General features: G+C 31.8%; 18 protein-coding genes. 7 read left to right on the top strand and 11 right to left on the bottom strand.

Annotation, left to right across the window (positions count from 1 at the left end; translation table 11 throughout):
* Window positions 1–195: 195 nt before the first annotated feature.
* Entirely contained in the window at window positions 196–1290 is a 1095-nt protein-coding gene (gene bioB / locus HHX25_RS07860) for a biotin synthase BioB (protein WP_169671912.1), read from the top strand.
* 191 nt (window positions 1291–1481) lie between these two features.
* Complete coding sequence (locus HHX25_RS07855; RefSeq protein ID WP_169671910.1) at window positions 1482–2354, top strand: cupin-like domain-containing protein; 873 nt, start codon at window positions 1482–1484, stop codon at window positions 2352–2354.
* On the opposite strand, the gene HHX25_RS07850 is transcribed toward HHX25_RS07855, so the two are convergent.
* Window positions 2344–2820 (bottom strand): regulatory protein RecX, encoded by a 477-nt coding sequence (locus tag HHX25_RS07850; protein ID WP_169671908.1) that lies wholly within the window; start codon window positions 2818–2820, stop codon window positions 2344–2346. The two genes, HHX25_RS07855 and HHX25_RS07850, sit on opposite strands and share 11 nt — an antisense overlap.
* Window positions 2821–2920: 100 nt before the next feature.
* On the opposite strand from HHX25_RS07850, the gene HHX25_RS07845 reads away from it, so the two are divergent.
* Entirely contained in the window at window positions 2921–5302 is a 2382-nt protein-coding gene (locus HHX25_RS07845; RefSeq protein ID WP_169671906.1) for a T9SS type A sorting domain-containing protein, read from the top strand.
* A 2-nt stretch (window positions 5303–5304) separates the two neighbouring features.
* On the opposite strand, the gene HHX25_RS07840 is transcribed toward HHX25_RS07845, so the two are convergent.
* The 5 genes from HHX25_RS07840 to gdhA form a co-directional block, all read right to left on the bottom strand.
* On the bottom strand, window positions 5305–7716 hold the full coding sequence (locus HHX25_RS07840) for a TonB-dependent receptor plug domain-containing protein (protein WP_169671904.1): 2412 nt from the start codon (window positions 7714–7716) through the stop codon (window positions 5305–5307).
* A gap of 4 nt (window positions 7717–7720) precedes the next feature.
* Window positions 7721–8440 carry a DNA repair protein RecO gene (gene recO / locus HHX25_RS07835; protein ID WP_169671902.1) on the bottom strand — a complete coding sequence of 240 codons (720 nt, stop codon included), beginning with the start codon at window positions 8438–8440 and terminating at the stop codon, window positions 7721–7723.
* Window positions 8440–10794: a type IX secretion system anionic LPS delivery protein PorZ gene (porZ, locus tag HHX25_RS07830; RefSeq protein WP_169671900.1), complete on the bottom strand. Its 2355-nt coding sequence runs from the start codon at window positions 10792–10794 to the stop codon at window positions 8440–8442. The genes recO and porZ overlap by 1 nt, the downstream gene beginning before the upstream one ends.
* 126 nt (window positions 10795–10920) lie before the next feature.
* Complete coding sequence (locus tag HHX25_RS21540; protein ID WP_394352861.1) at window positions 10921–11958, bottom strand: acyltransferase family protein; 1038 nt, start codon at window positions 11956–11958, stop codon at window positions 10921–10923.
* A 212-nt stretch (window positions 11959–12170) separates the two neighbouring features.
* Window positions 12171–13514: an NADP-specific glutamate dehydrogenase gene (gene gdhA, locus HHX25_RS07820; protein WP_169671896.1), complete on the bottom strand. Its 1344-nt coding sequence runs from the start codon at window positions 13512–13514 to the stop codon at window positions 12171–12173.
* A gap of 359 nt (window positions 13515–13873) precedes the next feature.
* On the opposite strand from gdhA, the gene HHX25_RS07815 reads away from it, so the two are divergent.
* The gene (locus HHX25_RS07815) at window positions 13874–14668 is read left to right on the top strand and encodes a THC0290_0291 family protein (RefSeq protein ID WP_240964439.1); all 795 of its coding nucleotides are present in this window, start codon (window positions 13874–13876) and stop codon (window positions 14666–14668) included.
* 7 nt (window positions 14669–14675) lie between these two features.
* Here HHX25_RS07815 and HHX25_RS07810 read toward each other — a convergent pair whose 3' ends face one another.
* The gene (locus tag HHX25_RS07810; RefSeq protein WP_262888885.1) at window positions 14676–15833 is read right to left on the bottom strand and encodes a cystathionine gamma-synthase; all 1158 of its coding nucleotides are present in this window, start codon (window positions 15831–15833) and stop codon (window positions 14676–14678) included.
* A 262-nt stretch (window positions 15834–16095) separates the two neighbouring features.
* Between HHX25_RS07810 and HHX25_RS07805 the strand changes: the two genes are divergently transcribed.
* Window positions 16096–16818 carry a PdaC/SigV domain-containing protein gene (locus HHX25_RS07805; protein WP_169671890.1) on the top strand — a complete coding sequence of 241 codons (723 nt, stop codon included), beginning with the start codon at window positions 16096–16098 and terminating at the stop codon, window positions 16816–16818.
* Here the strand turns inward: HHX25_RS07805 and HHX25_RS07800 are convergent.
* Window positions 16798–17262: a DinB family protein gene (locus HHX25_RS07800; RefSeq protein ID WP_169671888.1), complete on the bottom strand. Its 465-nt coding sequence runs from the start codon at window positions 17260–17262 to the stop codon at window positions 16798–16800. The genes HHX25_RS07805 and HHX25_RS07800 overlap by 21 nt on opposite strands.
* A 154-nt stretch (window positions 17263–17416) precedes the next feature.
* Here HHX25_RS07800 and HHX25_RS07795 point away from each other — a divergent pair, with 154 nt between their 5' ends.
* A complete protein-coding gene (locus HHX25_RS07795; RefSeq protein ID WP_169671886.1) occupies window positions 17417–17773 on the top strand; it encodes an arsenate reductase family protein in 357 nt (118 codons plus the stop codon).
* A gap of 81 nt (window positions 17774–17854) precedes the next feature.
* The gene (locus HHX25_RS07790; protein ID WP_169671884.1) at window positions 17855–18490 is read left to right on the top strand and encodes a TaqI family restriction endonuclease; all 636 of its coding nucleotides are present in this window, start codon (window positions 17855–17857) and stop codon (window positions 18488–18490) included.
* 37 nt (window positions 18491–18527) lie between these two features.
* Here the strand turns inward: HHX25_RS07790 and HHX25_RS07785 are convergent, their stop codons facing one another.
* From HHX25_RS07785 to HHX25_RS07775, 3 genes are read right to left on the bottom strand one after another with little or no spacing between them, the layout of a single operon-like run.
* Complete coding sequence (locus HHX25_RS07785) at window positions 18528–18890, bottom strand: hypothetical protein (RefSeq protein ID WP_205958019.1); 363 nt, start codon at window positions 18888–18890, stop codon at window positions 18528–18530.
* Window positions 18891–18895: 5 nt separating this feature from the next.
* Window positions 18896–19252, bottom strand: a complete 357-nt coding sequence (locus tag HHX25_RS07780) for a DUF6686 family protein (protein ID WP_169671883.1) — start codon at window positions 19250–19252, stop codon at window positions 18896–18898.
* A gap of 11 nt (window positions 19253–19263) precedes the next feature.
* The gene (locus tag HHX25_RS07775) at window positions 19264–21456 is read right to left on the bottom strand and encodes a PepSY domain-containing protein (RefSeq protein ID WP_169671881.1); all 2193 of its coding nucleotides are present in this window, start codon (window positions 21454–21456) and stop codon (window positions 19264–19266) included.
* Window positions 21457–21461 lie beyond the last annotated feature (5 nt).

Below are 21461 nucleotides of genomic sequence, written 5' to 3'. Positions count from 1 at the left end.
AAAATTTACGATTTAAAGATACATATAAAGTAAATAAAACAGTATATTATCTTCATTTACTTAAGCACTAGTAAATATACAGCTCCATTAACTTTATAAAAATAGTCCCTTAGATTTAGAGCTTATTAATTAGAAAAATATTGAAAGTATGTCCTATTTAATTAGTATTTTTGATATTGCTAATTAACTTGATTTATGAGCGAGATAAGACACAACTGGACCAAAGAAGACATATTAAATATTTACAACAAACCTTTAATGGAATTGCTTTATGAAGCAGCCACAGTTCATCGTTTACATCACGATCCTAATGTCGTACAAGTATCCACTTTATTATCTATAAAAACGGGGGGGTGCTCTGAAGATTGTGGCTATTGTCCACAGGCAGCACGTTATCACACTGATATTGAAGGGAACAATTTAATGTCTGTACAGCAGGTAAAAGCGCAAGCTTTACGCGCAAAAGCTACAGGCAGTTCTCGTGTTTGTATGGGTGCAGCCTGGAGAAATGTGAAAGACGGGGAAGAGTTTGACGAGGTTTTAGAAATGGTACGCACCATCAACAAACTAGACATGGAAGTATGTTGTACTTTAGGAATGATTACTGAAAACCAGGCAAAACGCTTAGCCGAAGCCGGTTTATATGCCTACAATCATAATTTAGACTCCTCGGAAGAATATTATAAAGAAATCATTTCAACTCGTGGTTATCAAGATCGATTAGACACCATTGACAATGTGCGCAAAACCAACGTTACTGTTTGTAGTGGTGGTATTATTGGTATGGGTGAAAACCTAGAAGACCGTGCTGGCATGTTGGTTGCACTATCGACTCTTAATCCGCAGCCAGAATCGACACCTATCAATGCCTTAGTAGCCGTTGAAGGTACTCCTTTAGAAGATGAAAAACCTGTTGAAATCTGGGACATGATTCGTATGGTTGCCACGACCCGTATTGTCATGCCAGAAACTCAAGTACGCTTAAGCGCTGGGAGAACGCAAATGTCTAAAGAAGGACAGGCCATGTGCTTTTTTGCTGGTGCTAATTCTATTTTTGCTGGAGATAAATTATTAACAACGCCTAACCCTGATGTTAACGAAGACATGAAAATGTTTGGATTGCTAGGTTTAAATCCACAAAAGCCATTTACTAAAAAAGTACAACCACAAACAGTAGAAGCTGGCGATTCTAAATTTGAAGCTTTAGGTGAAAAACCTAAATGGACACGCCCAGAACATACTATTGAGCGTAATGAGGCTGCTAAAGAAAAAGCAAAAACTTTAAAATAATAATATTTTTAAATAAGCTGGAAGTATTCCCATCTTTTGGTCTAACCTAATATAGGTTTTAATTTTCTATATTTTTATAGATCGACTAAACAGAAAATCTATCATGGTTTAATTAAATAAGGCAACTCTCAAAATACTATTTCTGTTTTCGTAACGTTTTCTTAACTTTGAAAAACTAAACTATTTAAGTATTGGCACTTAATCTGCAAGATATCCCTCGTGTAAAAACCATTACTAGAGAGGATTTTTTAAAATCCTATTTTAATCCGCAAAAGCCTGTAGTTATTGAGCGCTTTATAGAGGATTGGCCCGCTTACACTAAGTGGAATTTAGATTATATGAAAGCCATTGCTGGCAATATCACCATTCCACTTTACGACGACAGGCCCGTAGACTATAAAGATGGGTTTAATGAACCACATGCAAAAATGAAGATGAGCGACTATGTGGATTTACTAAAAAAGGAACCTACAAAATATCGTATTTTTCTTTGGAATGCTTTAAAAGAAATACCCGAATTACAGAAAGATTTTAGTTTCCCAGACTTTGGTTTACGACTCATGAAAGGCGTTCCTATGTTATTTTTTGGAGGACGCGATTCCCATACTTTTATGCATTATGATATTGATTTAGCCAATATTTTTCATTTTCATTTTGAAGGTATCAAACAAATTATTCTGTTTGACCAAAAGCAAAGCAAATACCTATATAAAATTCCGCATTCTTTAATTACTAGAGAGGATATCGATTTTAACAACCCTGATTTTGAAAAATGGCCCATGCTTAAAAAAGCTAAAGGGTACGAAACAGAGTTAAGACATGGTGAAATTTTATATATGCCAGAAGGGTATTGGCATTATATGCGTTATGTAACACCTGGGTTTTCCATGAGCTTACGAGCTATAGCTAGAAATCCGAAAAACTTTAGCAAAGCGATATACAATCTGTTAATTATGCGTAATTACGATAATGTGATGAGGCGCTTAAAAGGTCAAAAATGGATTGACTGGAAAAACGAGCAGGCCATTATAAGAACCCATAAAAATACGCATGCTACGGTATGAGTTCATTGGCTTTTTCGTACACCAAATGGGATTCCCACCCTTTATAGAGTAAATAGTCGATTAATTTCTTCCGTTTCTTAAACTTGTCGGCTTCATTGATTGAATTTACCTTTTTTTCGGCTAAATTATTGAAAATTCCGACATACTCCTCATTTTCTATTTCGCCAAGTGCTTGATTTATATTAACTTTGAGCACGTCTTTTTTCTTAAGTTCATAAGTTAAACGCCGTCGGCCCCAATATTTGATTTTAAGCTTACCGCTTACAAATGTTTTGGCAAAACGTTCTTCATTAAGAAAGTTATGTTCCAAAAGGTGAACGATTATAAGGTCTATCGCCTCTGGAATCATATGCATACTTATTAGTTTTTGCCTAACTTCTTGATGACAACGTTCTTGATACACACAATAATGCTCTAATTTTCTAGTGGCTTCTTGTACCGTGTATGTTTTTTTTGATACCTTCATGGCTTCAAAAATATAAATAGTATAGATTAACTAAGAATAAAAAATATAAAAAACCAAATCTTATATTTAAAACTTAACATAATATAAAAAATTGCTAAATATGAAATCTCTCACCTTTTTAATTATATGCTTATGCGTGGTTTCTTTTGGGTTCGGACAAGAAATAATATCTTATAGTTCAAATGCTAATGCTGCATGCAGTGGGGTCATCTCATTTGATTCCAACATTGATTTAGCTTCCTCCTCTGGAGTTTGTAGAGGTTCTGGAATTACTGCAAATGCAGGAGGTACATATAATTCTAGAGGCTGGACAACATCTTCATCTATAGATGCTAATGACTATTTAGAATGGACTGTAACTCCAGATTTGGGCTATGAAATCGATTTAACAACAATGGATTTGACATACGACAGAAGTGGATCTGGCCCAACGATGGTTGATATTCAAGTTGATACAGGCTCTGGATTCTCGTCTGTTTTTACTGATGCCTCGGTTTCACCTGGAACTGAAGATAATAATGGGATCGATTTATCAGCATATACCAATATTACTGGAACAATCACATTCAGGCTTTATGCTTTTAATGCTACGTTAGCAGCAGGGACTTTTGATATAGATGAAAACACTGCTACAGATAAAGGTATTATAATAAATGGGTCTGTTAATGCTTTACCTGCTTGTTCTGGTTTAACAACCACATGGAATGGTGTCACTTGGGATAATGGCGTACCAAATTTAACAATGCCTGCGGTTATAAACAGCTCATATAATACAAGTACAGCAAGCTTAAGTGTCTGTAGTTTAACTGTTAATAACAATTCAACTTTAACAGTAAATGACAATACATTTATAGAAATTCAAAACGACATTACGGTTGATGCCGGGAGTACTATTAATGTTAGACCCTATGGCTCTGTAGTGCAAAATGATGATGCTGGTGTTATCACAAACAATGGAACTATGGTGGTTACAAAAACAACCTCCCCTTTAAGCAACTGGTATGAGTATACTTATTGGAGTTCTCCTGTATTTGGAGAAACTATAGGTAGCGGATTGAGCGATTCGGATGTAAACAGACGTTTTTCGTTTAATGCAGCTAATTTTGAAGATGCTACTATGGAAACTGCAAATGACAACACAGCGGTTGCTGGTCAAGATGATATTGATGATAATGGCGATGATTGGTCTTTTGTTAGTGGAGCTACTACAATGACGCCAGGAATCGGTTATGCAGCAATGCATAAAGAAAGTGTATTTGTTGGTCCTGGCTCGCCTCCTTACCAATTTGACTATACTTTTACTGGAGATTTTAATAATGGGATTATTACAGTACCTGTTGTTAGAAATGATGGATCTTCGCTTGATAATAATTGGAATCTTATTGGAAACCCTTACCCATCTGCTATTAGTATCTCAGATTTCTTTACACAAAACACATACAATGCTGCTACAAATACAGCAGGAACATTGGAAGGAGCCATATACCTTTGGTCTCAAAATACACCTCCTTCTTCGACAGCAAACGGTAATCAACGATTAAACTTTGCTACATCAGATTATGCAACCCACAATGGCACTGGAGGTGCAGCTGGAGGAGATGGTGTGACACCTAATGGTTATATTCCTTCTGGTCAAGGTTTTTTTGTTTCCTACTCTCAAACTAGGCCTTCTAGTTCTGGAAATGTTATTTTCAACAATGCTATGCGTGGTACCACTAATGACAACAGTCAATTCTTTAAAAATTCCAACTCAAAAAAGAAATCCAGTAATTCTGATGTCAACAAAATATGGGTTAACTTAACATCTGATAATGGTGTATATAACCAAATTTTGGTAGGATATGTTAATGGAGCCACTAATGACGATGATGGCACTTTTTATGATGCTCATAAAATTGTTGCGCCAACTACTTATGCGGCCTTATACTCAAACATAGAAAATTCGAACAAAAAATTTGCAATACAAGGCAAAGATCCAAATAGCATTAACAATGACGAGGTCATTAAACTTGGTTTTAAAACGATCATTGATGTTGCGACCTTATACAAATTATCGATTGCCAAATTACAAGGTGCTTTCTTAACAAATAACACGATTTACCTAAAAGATAATTTACTTAATAAGCTACATGATTTATCTGCTTCCAATTACACTTTTACATCCGAAGTTGGTGAATTTAATGATCGTTTTGAAATTGTTTTTAATGCCAGTGCTGCCTTATCTACAGATGATATTTCTTCAAATAAAAACGACTTGAGCATTGTTGAATTAGATAATGATCGCGTACAATTTAAATCGTCAAATAGTACCAGCATTAAAACAGTAGCCATTTTTGATCTTTTAGGCAGACAACTATACCTATTTGAAGGTCAGAAAAACGCTGAAACGTATACCCTTTCTAATTTAAACAGTTCAATTTATATAGCTGAAGTAGCATTATCAAACGGCGCTGTGATTTCTAAAAAAGCAGTAAAAAAATAGTTTTACAAACTATATTTTAAAGATAAAATAAGATTTCTTCCTGCTGCTGCTATTCCAGAAGAATATGTTTTGTAACGTTGGTCTGTAATATTTTCTAAACTGGCTGTAACCGTAGTAGAATTGCTTACTTGACATTGAACCCTAAAATTCAATGTATACCATGAAGGGCTATATGGATTTCCATTAGCATCAAGTGCATAGATATAATCTTTTCCTATTTCAGAAGGCGCCAATTCGTTAAATGAAAGTTCGTTGTTATAATTTGCGAATACATCTAATTTTAATCCGTTAGATGTCCAAACGAGATGTGTATTTCCAAAATTTGGTGCTACATGACGAATAGGGACCTCCATAGCGTCATCTTCTTCTGTTCCACCTATAATACTATATTGAGACGTTAAATCAATATGGCTTGTAATCGCTGCTTTTAAACCAACCTCAAAACCATAAATCCAGGCTTTTGAGGCATTTTGTATGGCTTGTACTTTGCTTAATTCGCCATCATAAAAGATCTCTATATTGCCGTTTAAATTATAATCTCTACGCACTAAAGCATTATCTAAGTAGGTATAATATGTACTCATATCTAGCACTAACTTTTTATTGAAATCCAGTTTCACTCCTAATTCTCCCCCATAAGCATATTCTGGCCTTAAGGTTTCGTTAGGCACAACAACAGAACCTGGTTCCGAGTCAAACACCTTACCAATATCATCAATATTAGGTGCTCTAAAAGCTGAAGATGCATTAAGCTTCCATTGTATTGTTCTATTTGGCGACCATCTAATGCCTGCTGTTCCTGTTAGTGCTCCTGCTTTGTTTTTAGATGATTCGAAGGGTAAATTTAAAAAGACATTATTTTCTTTAAAGTTGGCCTTGGAAACAATATGATTAAAACGTAAACCCGATTGAAAAACAAACTTCGTATTTGGTTTATACTTTATACTAGAATATATAGCTGCAGATTGCCAACTAGCTCCGTTTGGGTATCTTGAAACCGATGGTGAACTCATATTGGTTGCTATATTTTCTTCCTTTCCGTGAGACATAACTTTGTTATACACATATTCCAATCCATAAAAAAATTGTGTTTTTGGACTCAATGTTTTTTCCAAATCCAAGTTAAAGGAATAGGCATCTACTACTTCTTCCCTAATATTCTTTATAGTAGATTGAAAATCTCTATCTAATCTACTTTCTTGAAAATTTTGATACGCTAGAGTTACTTTAATTTTATCATGCAAATTAGAATTACTGCTCAACTTAGTAACCTGAAGATTAGACATAAACCACTTCTGTGGTCCGTACTGCCATTCAGCAGAACGTAAAGTATTATTTCTATATCTTATTAAACGATCGTATCTTGGAATATGAGATGTTTTGGTGTAATACAGCCCCAAATCAAAACTCAAGTTTTCATAGGGCACGTAACGAACTTTTTGCATCATATTTAATTGATCGTACCCAGAAAACTTTTGAACCAATGGGTCTTTATTTTCAGTAATAATATCCCCTGCGTTAGTTGCCAAAACAAACTCAGGTCTTAAATACTCATCAGGGCCATTGGTACCCATTTTTAGATCCCCAAAATCGGTATAACTTCCGTTGGTCACAAAGCCCCATTTTTTATATCCCAAATTAAAATCAAAATGACCTGTTCTTTCGTTACTGGCCGTAGCATGTCTTGCAATAATATTGGTTTTAAATAACAAGGAATCTGAATGTGATAACTTCGGTTGTTGGGTATAAAAACTCATAACACCACCAATAGCATCACTTCCATAAATTACAGAACCTGAACCTAAGGTAACTTCTGTACTTTGAACCGAAAACGGATCAATAGCGATCACATTTTGTAAATTCCCCCCTCTAAAAATAGCATTGTTCATTCTTACACCATCAACAGTAATTAATAATCTATTGGTAGCAAAGCCTCTGATCATAGGACTTCCTCCTCCTAATTGACTTTTTTGAATAAAAACTTTTCCTGTATTTTCTAATAAATCGGCACTTGTTTGTGGATTTGAAAATTGAATGCTTGCCGTATTGACACTAATTATTTTTTGGGGAATGTCTCTTTTACTTTGCTCAAACTTTGATGCAGAAATGACAATCTCTTCTAAATCTTGGGTATTGGAGCTTAAATACACTCTATTTGAGTTTCCTAATTGAAGTTTTGTTATTTTTTTTAAAATATGTGATAAATGTTTAAAATAAATGATTTCTGTGTCTGAAAACTTGCTTAAGTCTGCTTCTCCTCTAAAGTTAGTTACAACACTTTGCGACTTGTCCACATTATATATAGCCACTCCAAAAACAGGTTCTTTTGTCTGTTCACTAAAAACCTTTATATTTTGTGCCTGAAAAGATATAGAAGCAAGTAAAAAGAAGAAAATGGTATAAAAAAACTTCATGTTTTCAATTAAAAACTTGATTAAATATCTGCAATGACTTAGGTGTTTTAAAACTCCCCAAATGTAATTCAAAATATAGCAAAATCATACTTAAAAAGGATTGTCTTTTCTTAGCACTAATCTCTATACTAGACAATGCATCAAATGTTGTGCCTAATAGTTGTTTTAAAAGCGTTAAATTCTCCCCAGATATTGTGTATCTATGCTGGGATTTAGCCTCAAATTTACCCTCGATTAAATTAAAAAAAGGGTAATCTATATTTTTTATATCGGGGTAAAACCCTAAATACTTAGTCAAATTAAGTAAAAATAATAAATGGAAATTTGAATATTCTGAATGTGTATCAAGCCACAATAATGTGGTCTCAATATAACTATAAAGTGTTTCGTTTTTTTCTTCTTCTTTTAGTGTATTCGATAAAACTTCAGATAAAAACATAACTATTGAACTCTTTAAGACGTTAGAGTGCACACTTGTATAAATATGGTTCAACTTAGTCTCTTTTATAGCTTGTAATGACCTATTGCTCTTATGCACAACTACTAATTGCAACTGTGAGAGTAACTGAAAATAAGCTACTTTAGAATGCCCTTTTTTACTTTTTAAAACACCCTTTAATAAAAAACTAACAATCCCTAATTGTTGTGTATAGCACTTAACTATTAAGTCGTTATCTCTATATTTTAATTTAGACAAAACAATGGCATCTGTAGTAATCAACATTATCTAACAACCATTAATTTTAAAACTTTAGTTTCAAAAGAGTCCAAATCTGAGAGCATGATTAAATAGACTCCTGAAGCAACAATATTATTTGCCATATTTTTTCCATTCCAATAAGCGGTTCCTCCATCTATTTCGAGATTGAACCCCCTATATCTTTGGTTCGTTCTGGATTGGGCTTCGGCAACTAAATTACCTTCAATATCTGTTATCTTAATATTTACATTTTCTGATATATCCTTAATCTTTACTTTTTCGTCTACAATATTAAATGTTGGCCTAACTGGATTGGGATAAACAAAAGTACTTTCTAAATCTTCTAATGGACCAGACCCTCCAGAAAGAAATGACACCAACCCTCTGCTAGTTGCTATATAAACAACACCGTTGACTTCATCCAATAAAACATCATTGATACTATTTGAAGGCAATGGCGAATTATCTTTAGTAAAATGAAATATTGTTTTCTGTCCATCAGAAGAAAAATAAAACAATCCAGAATCTGCAGTTCCTATCCATTTATTATTAGAGCCATCTACTTCTATATCTACAATAGATTGTTGGAACAACAGTTCTTTTGCTACACCATCTTCTTCAATAATAATTTCTTCAACTCGAATATTATCATCATCAAAAAAATTTGATATGTTATACAAAACTCTTAACCCTAAATTTGTTCCAATCCATAGCTGATTTCTTTTATCCAGAGTTACTACATTTACAATATCTGACGGCATATTTTTCTCTTCTCCACTGATATTCTTTAATAGAGGAGTGCCATTATTTTCGTTAAAACCTATCAAGCCATAATTGAAACTTCCAAAAAATAAATTATCAAAATCGTCAAAGATTATATTTGAAAACCCTAAATTAGATTGAGGATCTGCTATTAAACCCGAAAAATCAAAAGATGTCCAACTTCCATTTAAAAATTTATTGAGTGGCCTGTCTGTTCTACCATTTAAAACCCACAATACATCATTATTATAATTTGAAGCTGATGTTAAATAAAAATTATTAATAAAAGGATTTATGGTACTATTGTCTTGATTATATATATTTATTATATTTTTATTATTTATATCAATTAAACCAGAAAAATAAGAACTTATATATACTTGTCCTGAATCAAAAGGATTTACAGATATATGTGATAAAAAATATGGGGTTTCGACTTTAGATTGTATTGTATCATATACAATATTGTTCCACTCCTCATCCAAAAAATGACTAATTCCCGACCTCCTTAATCCCCCACTCCAAGCATATCTTGAAGAATATCCTCCATGAACTCCCCAAATTTCTTTTCCTGAAATTTTAATTTCAAAAAAACTATTTAAAAGTGGGCTTTCTGGATGAATTTCTTCGAAAATCAATACATTGTTTAATGTTGTTTTTAAAATTCCATGCCCTGGTTTACCATTAGATTTAGACCCAGTAGTTCCAATATATAATTCATCATTCTCAAAAATTGTAGATTTAGTAAAGTCCACATCAAAATCAATACTTCTAGAAATTTGGGCAAGTGTATTAAACGCTTCAGAATACACAAAAACATCATTTCTTGTATTAGTAACTAGCCTATCTCTAAAACTTCTAAAACCTAAAATCTCACTCGAATAATTAGTTAATTCAGCAGAGGTATTATTGTTAATTTCATATACACGATTATCAATTGAAGCTCCAAATAAACTATTACCTACTACTTGTACTCCTATCCAGTTATTTAACGAAATATTTTCCCATTCCTCAAAACTAATTAAGTTAGAGTTGTCTAAATCACCTCTATATAACCCTGTATCTGTAGCAGCATATAAATAACCTTCAAAAACACATGTTTGATTTACTTTAGATTGTGCCCCATTCAATCCTAAAAAGTATGTGTCTCCGAATTCAAATGCTGCTATATCATACAATAATACTCCGAAACCCGTAGAAATATATACATAATCATCATAAACATTAAAATGAGTAATTCTTTTTTTATCAGCGGGAATTGTGAGTTTATTAATTATATCAATTACAAAAACAAAATCATTATTCAATTCATCATAAATTTGTATCAAACCTTCTTCAAACCCAATAAGCAATAAACCCTTCTCTTCAACATAGTTTATAGTCGAGATAATTTCCCCTGATAGCCCATGAATTGTAGACAGTTCTTTTATATTCTTTGTTTGAGTATCATAGATAAAAATAGCATTCTCTGAAGCTCCATAAATTTTATTAGTTCCTTGAGAAATGTCTTTTATATCAAGATATGAAAAGTAACCAGTCCAAGATTCTGAAAAATCTTGAGAATACTGCATTAAAGGAGCTAGACAAATAATAAATACTAATATTTTTTTTAACATAAATGTTCTTTAACACTTTTAAATATATAGATATATAGATATATAACGTATTTTGTTTTTATATAATATACTTTATTTTTGAAAGTACAAATTGTATTGTGATTATTTATTAATTAGAACCTTTACTTAACTTTTCAATAGTAATTTTTTTTGCCTCAATCTTCTATTTCTAGGCAAAAACCGTAATTCTAATAGATACCAAGATAAAACCGCTAAAACAAATACAATTAATAAGATTACTAAGCTTATAATAATAGGATTATATTTATTAAATAGTTTATAATGAACAAATATTTGTATTGTCGGGAAATGATAGATGTAAATACCATATGTAAAATCGCCATATTTCCCGAAATTGTTAAGACTTTTAAAACTATAAGCAATATAAAAAACCATAAATCCAAATACCACTGGTTTCAAAATATTTATTTTAAACAGATATTGTTCCATAAAAAATAAAATCAAACAGGGTAAAATAATATAATGCTTCCATTTGATAAAAAAATTAAAGTTTTTATAGAACACAATTCCGGAAATGAAAAAAGCTAAAGCTCCAGGCAATTGTTTTGCTATTCTATACATATCTATGGAAACAAAATAATTATAATAGCTTATTGAGATTAAATAAATTATAATGCTGAAAACATAAATGTTATTTTTTTTAAACTTAATAAGAAAATAAAAAAAAGGAATCAATAAATAAAAAGCTTCTTCAACTTTAATGGTCCAAAGAGCTCCATTTACAGCACATATCATATTACCTTCAAACACCCCTGGCAAACAAGGTTCTATATAGTTTTGAAATGTTAAATTTGCAGCTAAATATTCCCAAAATTGACTACTTAAAAAATAATTAGCAGCAGAGTTTTTTGATATCAAAAAAAAAGATACAGCACAAAAGATTATTAAAAAAAAATATGCAGGTACTATTCTTCGTATCCTTTTAAAAACATATTCTTTGATAGTTTTGCTACTCTCATAACTTTTTGCGATTAAAAAACCGCTAATAATAAAAAAACCATTTATAGCTAAACGAGTATTGAAGAGCACTTCATAAGGTTGAAATATTTCAACCTCACTTAATTCGATCAAATGTGCGACGGCTACAGTTATAGCAAAAACAACCCTTAAAAAGTCAAAATTGTTAATATTTATATTATTCAATAATTTATAATTAAATTTCAAAATTATATGTATGATTTTGATAATCAAAATATAATCCGTCTTTTCTTTTTTCGAAACAAATATGCATAACTTAAAGTTATTTATTTTATGGGTATTACTTCTAAAAAGCTGTGATAAGTAGAAATTTTAGACAAAAAAAGCTTCTCATTTTTACGAGAAGCTTTTTGCTTATTTATCCACTTATGATTAAATTATACAATACCCTGTGCCAACATAGCGTCTGCTACCTTTACAAATCCAGCAATATTAGCCCCTTTAACATAATCTATATAGCCATCTTCTTCTTTTCCATACTCTATGCAAGCATCATGAATATTGGACATGATGTCTTTTAGCTTTAAATCGACTTCTTCTCGAGTCCAATTAAACCTCAAAGAGTTTTGGGTCATTTCAAGACCTGAGGTGGCTACACCTCCTGCATTTGACGCCTTACCAGGCGCAAATAATATTTTTGCTTTATGAAATGCCGTAATAGCTTCCTTAGTCGATGGCATGTTTGCTCCCTCACTTACACAAATACAACCATTGCTTAAAAGTGTATTCGCATTATCTTCATTAAGTTCGTTTTGGGTTGCACATGGTAATGCTATATCGCATTTAACCTCCCAAGGTGTTTTCCCTTTTACAAATTTAGCGTTAGGATACGCTTCTATATACTCGCTAATTCTTCCTCGCTTTTCATTCTTTAACATCATAACAAAAGCTAACTTTTCAGTGTCTATGCCTTCGGCGTCATAAATATAACCTGACGAATCTGAAAGCGTTAAAACTCTACCTCCTAACTGTATTGCTTTCTCCGCAGCATATTGTGCTACATTCCCAGAACCAGACACTACAACATCTTTCCCTTCAAAGCTATCCGCCTTGGTTTCAAGCATTTTTTGTGCAAAATAAACCGTACCATAACCTGTTGCTTCTGGTCTAATTAACGACCCTCCCCAGGACATACCCTTACCTGTTAAAACACCAGTAAAACTATTCTTTATTTTTTTATACATTCCAAAAAGAAAACCAATTTCTCTTGCCCCAACACCTATATCTCCAGCAGGCACATCTGTATTATGACCAATATGCCTGAATAATTCACTCATAAATGCATGGCAAAAGCGCATAATCTCGTTATCGCTCTTCCCTTTAGGGTCAAAATCACTCCCTCCTTTTCCACCTCCCATAGGCAGTGTAGTAAGACTATTTTTAAACACCTGCTCAAATGCTAAAAATTTTAAAATACTCATATTAACCGTTGGGTGAAAACGTAGACCTCCTTTATATGGACCTATTGCAGAATTCATCTGAATTCTATACCCCCTATTAACTTGTATTTCTCCTTGATCATCAACCCAGCAAACTCTAAATGTTATAACCCGTTCTGGTTCAACCATCCTTAAAAGAATGTTTTTACCATAATATATGTCATTATCTATTATATATGGAATAACAGTTTCTGCAACTTCCTCTACAGCTTGTAAAAATTCTGGCTCATGGCCATTTCTTTGTTTTACTAAGTCTAAAAATGATTCTACATTACTTTTCATATACACAAAATTGTATTATTATTTATTGATTAGGCAATTTAAGGATGCAAATATACGGTATCTTTAAAAAATACGTCGATTTTTTTTGAAATTCGCAATAAATAATTCCAATATCTCTTTAATAGAAATCTATTGTTATTTGATTATTTTTTTAATAGAAAATTACAAAGATTAAAAATGTTTAATTATATTTATATTAAAGATTGATTTTTTGAAATTCACAATAAATAATTTCTATATATTTGGAAAAATCTATGAACACTTTGTTAGTTTATCGATAAAATTTGTTAGTTCACCGAGTTTTTCTATATTTGTTGTCAATTATGCCTCAAAAAAAAACAAAACTTACTATGCTTAACATGAAACATGTAGCTTCTGCTTTTTGCTTATTTGTTATTTTTCAAACAGCCAATGCTCAACTAGGTTTTTCTCATGAAATTGGGGTAATAGCAGGTCCTTTACAATTTAGATCAGATTTTGGTAGTCGTGAAGACTCAAAGACAAACTTTGGAAATACGGGATTTGGAATAGGAGTCGTGCACTATTTAAACTTCGCTTACAGAGCAGATTGCAATTGTTATACTACGGATACTTATTTCAATGACCATTTTAAATTAAGAAATGAAATATCCTGGAACAAAACCAAACTTGATCATTTTGGTAAGCATGTGGATCCTAGTAAAACTACTGCAGATGCAGATAGGTTAAGAGGCCATAAAGGTGTTGCTAAAAATTTAGATATAGGCACACAACTAGAATTCTATCCACTTAGTATACGCTCTTTTCAATCTTTTAGCTACAGGGTAGCGCCCTTTGTGAGTTTAGGAGTCCATTATACATCTTTTTCACCTGAAGTTAGTACCACTTACGAAAACCCAAACCCGCTTTTAACTGGAAATGTTCTGGAGCCTAGTAATTTTTATTCATCCTGGGATCCAGGATCGGTAGATGCATCTGCAGGTAGTACATGGTCGGTAGTTTCAAGTGTTGGTATACGCTACAAGCTTAATAAACTGTCAGATTTAATGCTCGATGTAAGATGGCAATACTATTTTAGTGATTGGGTAGACGGTCTTAATCATCAATTAAAATTCAATAAAAAGAACGATTGGTTATTATGGGTTAATGTTGGTTATATTTTCTATTTAAATTAACTAAAACTCATTCTAAAGCCTGCTTTAAATCGGCAATTAAATCATCAATATCTTCTATTCCAACGCTTAGCCTTATTAGAGAATCTACAACACCTGTTTTTTCTCTTTCTTCTTTTGGAATACTTGCATGTGTCATACTTGCTGGATGACCAGAAAGAGATTCAACACCTCCTAATGATTCAGCCAGAGTGAAGATTTTTAAATTCTCTACAATTTTGATAGACTCCTTCATATTATTTCCTTTAGTAGTGAAAGAAATCATCCCTCCAAAATCTTTCATTTGCGATTTCGCAATTTCATGATTGGGGTGGTTTTCGAAACCAGGCCAATACACATTTTCAATCTTAGGGTGCTCGGCCAAAAACTCAGCAACAGCTTTCCCATTTTCACAATGACGCTGCATTCTAATATGCAATGTTTTTATGCCTCTTAAAACCAAGAAGCTATCCTGCGGACCACAAATTGCACCACTGGCATTTTGTATAAAGTAAAGCTTATCCGCTAACGCTTTATCCTTAACCACTAAGGCTCCCATTACAACATCACTGTGTCCTCCCAAATATTTGGTTGCTGAATGCATCACTATATCTGCGCCTAAATCTAAAGGCTGTTGTAAATAAGGTGTAGCAAATGTGTTATCTACGGCTAACAGGATTTTATGCTTTTTTGCAATAAAAGAAACTGCTTTGATATCAATAATATTCATCATAGGATTGGTTGGTGTTTCAGCCCAAATGAGTTTCGTATTTGTATTAATATAAGCTTCAATATTTGATGCTTCTTGCATGCCTATAAAATGAAACTTAATTCCGAAATCTTGAAAAACCTTAGTAAACAATCGAAAAGAGCCTCCATATAAATCGTTGGTAGAAACAACTTCATCACCTGGTTTTAAAAGTTTAATAACAGCATCTATAGCAGCCAAGCCAGATCCAAAGGCCAATCCGTATTTTCCATTTTCAATACTTGCGAAAGCATTTTCTAAAGCATTTCTGGTAGGATTATGAGTTCTAGAATATTCATATCCCTTATGTCCGCCTGGAGTTGTTTGAGCGTAAGTAGATGTTTGATAAATTGGAGGCATCACAGCACTATAAGCCGCATCGTGCTTTTGACCTCCATGTATTACTTTTGTATTAAACTTCATATGCTTATTTTTATCCATTTTCAATTGCTACATGTAACCTTTGATGATTTAAATAATTATTACACTGTTTAACTAACAAATATTTCAACCATGTTGGCTGCATTTTAAAAGCCTCTATACAAAGGTAAGTTTAAATTCAATGCAGTAAAAGATATTTATAAATACAACTACATAAATTATTTATTCATAATTATTTTAAACTCTCAATATAAAATATTGAGAAATCATCAATCAATTCAAAAGCAATAATTATCTTTAATGTTCATTAATAGTTTATTGTATGCCTCTTAAAAAACCCTTTATATTTATATGCACATTTTTCATTTTTATGGCCTGTAAAAATGAAATAAAGTTAACATTTTCTGAAGTTAATATTTCAGCCAGCAACAATAAACTTGTTGAAGTAAACATTCCGAATGCTATTGGAAACGAAGATGTTGTTAATCGAATAAATGCGACAATTTCTAAAAATGTCATAGCATCATTACAAATTGGAGATCTCGATAATATGACATCAAAAACCATTGAAGAAAGCATTACTACTTTCAATAAAGAATTTCAAATGTTTAAGACCGACTTTCCAGAAAGCATGCAACCATGGGAAGCACAAATAGATGGTGAAATTATATTTCAATCCTTAGAAATTATAAGCATCGCTTTAACATCATATGTTAACACAGGTGGTGTACATGGAACATTAAATATTTCTTTTTTGAATTTTGAAACCCAAACTGGGCACTTAATTCCTAATGACAAATTATTTAAAGACATTGAAAGCTTTAAAAAAACAGCTAAAATTTATTTTGATAAAACCATTGAGGACAAAGACATTGTTTTAGAAAACACCAATATTTTCAAATTAGCATCAAATATAGCTTATAGCGATACAGGTATTGTATTACTTTACAATACTAATGAAATAATACCATACCCCACAGATATTATTGAGTTTACAATACCTTTCAATGAGGTGGGCCCTCTTTTAAATTTTGATAGCTTTTGAAAGTGCTAAAATATACCCAATATGCAGTCCTTCATGAAATAGCACAAATTGCAAAGCTTCGTCTACATTTGTTAATGTATTGCCCGTAGTAGAAACCGTATATGTATTATAAGTCTTAAAGATTTCGTTTTTATAGTCTGCCTCTGTTTTTTCTATAGTGGAAAATAGTAAGTCTTTTACCTCATTAACTTCTTCCTGTGTAATAAAACCTTCTGGCTTACTATCTTTTCTATATTTATCAATCATTTCATCAGATAATATTGTTGGCAACCCCGATAGTTTATAAACTAAAAGTTGCTCACTTACTACGATGTGGCCAATATTCCAAATAATATTATTATTAAATGTTTCTGGGATTTTATTTAAATCTTCTAGGCTTGTTCTTTCTAAAATATTTTTAAGAGATTTTCTTGTATTGGCTAATACTTCGAATGTGAATTTCATATTATTTATTTTTTGGATAAATATACTCCTAAATGGTATAATTACTTTTATTTTGTTGGAAATAGTTTTCACAAATAAAAGATATCTTTAATCAAGGGACTTATCGGATAAGTAACCTTAAAAAGGTAGACATGAACAAGTAAAAAATAAACACATGAAAAAAGTATATTATTTAAAAACCTGTAGTACCTGTATTAGAATATTAAAAGAGTTAAACCTGCCTTCTGAATTTGTTTTACAAGACATTAAAACTGAGGAAATAACAGTAAAGCAATTAGAGGAAATGAAAGCGCTTTCGGGGAGTTATGAGGCTCTTTTTAGTAAACGCTCCAAGCTTTACAAAGAAATGGATTTAAAAAACCAACAATTGGAGGAACGTGACTATAAGCACTATATACTTGAGCATTATACTTTTTTAAGCAGACCCGTTATAGTTAATGAAGGCCAAATTTTTATCGGAAATTCCAAAAAAACAGTTGAATCAGCTAAAATGGCTATACATTCTAAATAAAAAGTTATTTCTTATCGTTTTATTTCTTTATTATTTTAACTAATGTAATATTTCGTATCTTAGTTTTAAAGCATTTTATTATTGAATCTTGATATTACTAAATACCCCAATTTATTAGATAAAATAGATCTTTCTAGTAGCGATATTACAAATCAAATATTAAATTATAAACTTGAATTTTATAATTACAGGGATTCCAAGGTTGAATGGCAAATGAATCTGCCTATGTTTCTTGATACGTTTTATGATTTAATTATTAAAAACAATATAATACCGACTCAATCGGAACTTTGGCATGCCTACGAAAAAGTACTCCCAACAGATATAAATGATTCATTAAAAGGTATTAAAGCGCGATTATATAGAGCTTACCCTTCCTTAGTAAGAGACATCCATTTTAGTAAATATTTAGAAGAACATGTTATAAATGGTGCTAAAATTATTTATAATAAGGTATTAGATGTAGAACACGGTATTGATATCATTATTGATTTTAAAAACCAGTTATATGCACTAAATTTATTCACAAAAACTAAAAGAGCTTTTCTAGGTAGAGAAAAAAAATCTCATAGACATATTCACATAGACAATATAGTACCTATCGATTTGCCTCTAAAGCTTCAGGAAGAAAACAAAGTTGGCGACTTTTATTTGTTCAAAGAAAAACAACTTCATGAACTAAAATCTATTTTAAAAAAAATAATACGAAAGTCTTAGTATGATTATATAGAGAATACGAAAGATGATATATTATTTAGGAGTAACGAACTTTTTGCTTCACTAAAAACTTATCCAACCCTAATAGAAACAACGTTTTTTTTGTCAAATCTTGAATTCCCCATAATTCTATATGATTCATAGCAAAACTTACTTGTGGATTAGGCGCTTCCAATAAAAACAATTCAGAAGGATTTTTTTCTGTGTTATTGGCATGGGAGCATGCCTTATTTAAAGCAAGCTCAATATTTTTAGAAAACTGAATAAGTTCTTTTTGACTCAAGAATAATCCTGTGTTTTTAAAAACCAATTGTATTTTATTAAAGTCCTTAGCTGCACACCTTTTCCATTGAAAAGCGATTCCGAAATCATTGTAGCAAATGGTATTGATATCATCCATGATGATTAGTTTAAAATTAAGGTGTAATCAATGTCTTTCGTTTTTAATAACGTTAAAAAAATATCTTTTGATATATGTGTTAAAAGTGCTTGTAATTCCAGAATTTCTTGTCGCTTAAACATCAAAATAAGGTTTTGCTGCATGGAAGGGACTGGTATTTTTCTTTTAACCTTGGCAAAAGCATGTTTATGCTCCCAATAGTCCATTTCTATACCTAAAATATAGGCTTTGAATTGCTCGAACTCTTTTCGATTAAATTCAAGATAAATATTATTGAATTCGAGATGATATCTATAACATTGACAGCATATAGATAACTCGCCACTTTTTACTATTGATATGGTTTTTATATCACTGCACATATACTTTATATTTAGTAGCAATCAGATTTTATTTGATTTCTATTTAAAGGGGTGTTCAATTTGGAAATTGAAATATTCTCTAATGTGTCTAAAACATCATTTTGCATGGCTACCGAGCCACAGATCATAATAGTGCCGTTATTTTTTAAAACCCGACTTATTAAATCTGCTTTTTCCATAATTGAATTCTGGACATATTTTTTTTGGCTTTCCCCATTAGAAAAGCTCAAATAAATACCAGATAGTTTTTTGTTATAAAAAGCTTCGTCAATGTGTTTTGAATACATTTTATAAGATTCTTTTGTACGCCCTCCCCAAAACAAGTATGTTTTTGCCTCCTTATTCTTTTCATTATTAATCATTCCTAAAAAAGGAGCCATTCCTGTTCCGTTGGCTATCATAATAACTTCTTTTACTGAAGTTGGAAAATAAAAATCTTTATTTTGTTTTACCTCTGCTAATACCATATCGTTTTCTTTAAGTTTATTAAGATAATTTGAGCATAATCCAAACGTATGTTTCTTAACGCTTAACATAATGCTTTTGTTTATTCTACCAATCGAATATAAGCGCTCAACTGGATCATTATTTGGGTGTATACTGAGCAAATCTCCTGAAGTGAATTTGGTTTTTTGTGCAGGTTCCAACTCAAGCAAAAATGAATGATCGGAATTAATATTAGACCGACTAATAACCCTGAATAATTTTGTGTTTTTAGATTTTGTTTTTTCTTTGGGTTGTTCTATTTCCAAGGTTAAACCTTTACTCTCGCTCCAAGACTTGACCCAATCTTTAAAGGCACCAAAAGATTGATTATTTATTTTATGAAGTAATAAATTAGAAACAAATTTTTGGTGTGATTGCAATATAGAATCTACTATAATGGCATATTTGCAAAATCCTTTATAAGCTAAAGAACCAAAGCCAACAACAGAATATTGAAGTGTATTGTGTTGATCAATATGGTTAACTAGCTTTTCAAAATTCTTAGCATTTGTTGGCGGTTCACCATCTCCATAGGTAGATGTAAAAATGACTAAATGCTCGGCCCTTTTATAATATGAATAGTTATTCAGTTCTGAAATAAAAGCCTTTTTACCTCGAACAACTAATGCTTCATATAAAAGTGTCGCAAACCTAAAGGTGCTTCCCGTTTCAGAACCTACGAGAATAATAAATTCGGCGGCATCTTTGCTGTACTTATTTTTTATTTTGATACTGTTCTTTTTACGATTTAGGATCATCGCAAAACCCGAATACATAAAAAATAAGATAGCCATGCAGGTTAATATCAAGATAAAAGACCATAATATGCTACCTTCACCGGTATGCAACAACAAACTCCAACTTGAAGCCAAGGCTATAAAATTAGATTTTTGTTCACTTACTATACGACCCGTATATTGATTAACCAACAATTCTCTATCTTTAAGCTTTATAAAAAAATAATCTTCTACGGCTTCTGAAAATGGAAACTCAACACGTTCAATATCTTTTAAACTAAGCCTACTAAAGGGACTAAAATCTTTGCTTGCTGTGCTTGGTGTTTTTGTAACAGGAAGATCTTTTATGGCATGCTGTATTTTGTTGGAAGGCAAGATCGAAAACTTTTCTAATGATAGGTAAACACCAGATAGGGCAATAATGATAATAGGAATCAAAGTATATCTCCCAATAGTAATGTGATAATACTGCTTAAAATCTTCCTTAATTATCTTTGAAAAGAAATGTTTAATGCCTCCTTGTCTTTTTATAATTAAAAGAACACCGGTAACTGCGATTAAAAACAGTAAAAATGACACAAATCCTATAACGACGCGTCCTGTAGACTTTAAAAATAAAGAACGATGTAGATTGGTTGTAAATTTAAAGATTGGAGCTTTTTCAATAATATTGCCTATTTTTTTGGCTGTAAATGGATTGATGTAAAAAGTCTCATTTTCACCTGCTTTGGTAAGGACCGACGCTGCTACAAAATCATTTTTATCAATTTCTATACTTATTACTTCATCATATTCAGCTTTTAGATGCTCTATGGTTTCTGAAAGAGAAAGCGTTTCTGCATTTTTAACCGCATAAGGTTTTAGCTGATTTGAAATCGGTTCAAACGCTAAGATAGTACCTGTTAAAGCAGCTAAAAATATGAAAACAGAAGACAATATAGCCAGTGCTAAATGACTATATCTCCATATAGAAATGGTCATGGGTT

It is taken from the genome of Flavivirga algicola, from assembly GCF_012910715.1.
Taxonomy (GTDB): Bacteria; Bacteroidota; Bacteroidia; order Flavobacteriales; family Flavobacteriaceae; genus Flavivirga; species Flavivirga algicola.
Note: the sequence above shows the minus strand (reverse complement) of the source record. Positions and strands in the feature narration are given on the sequence as shown.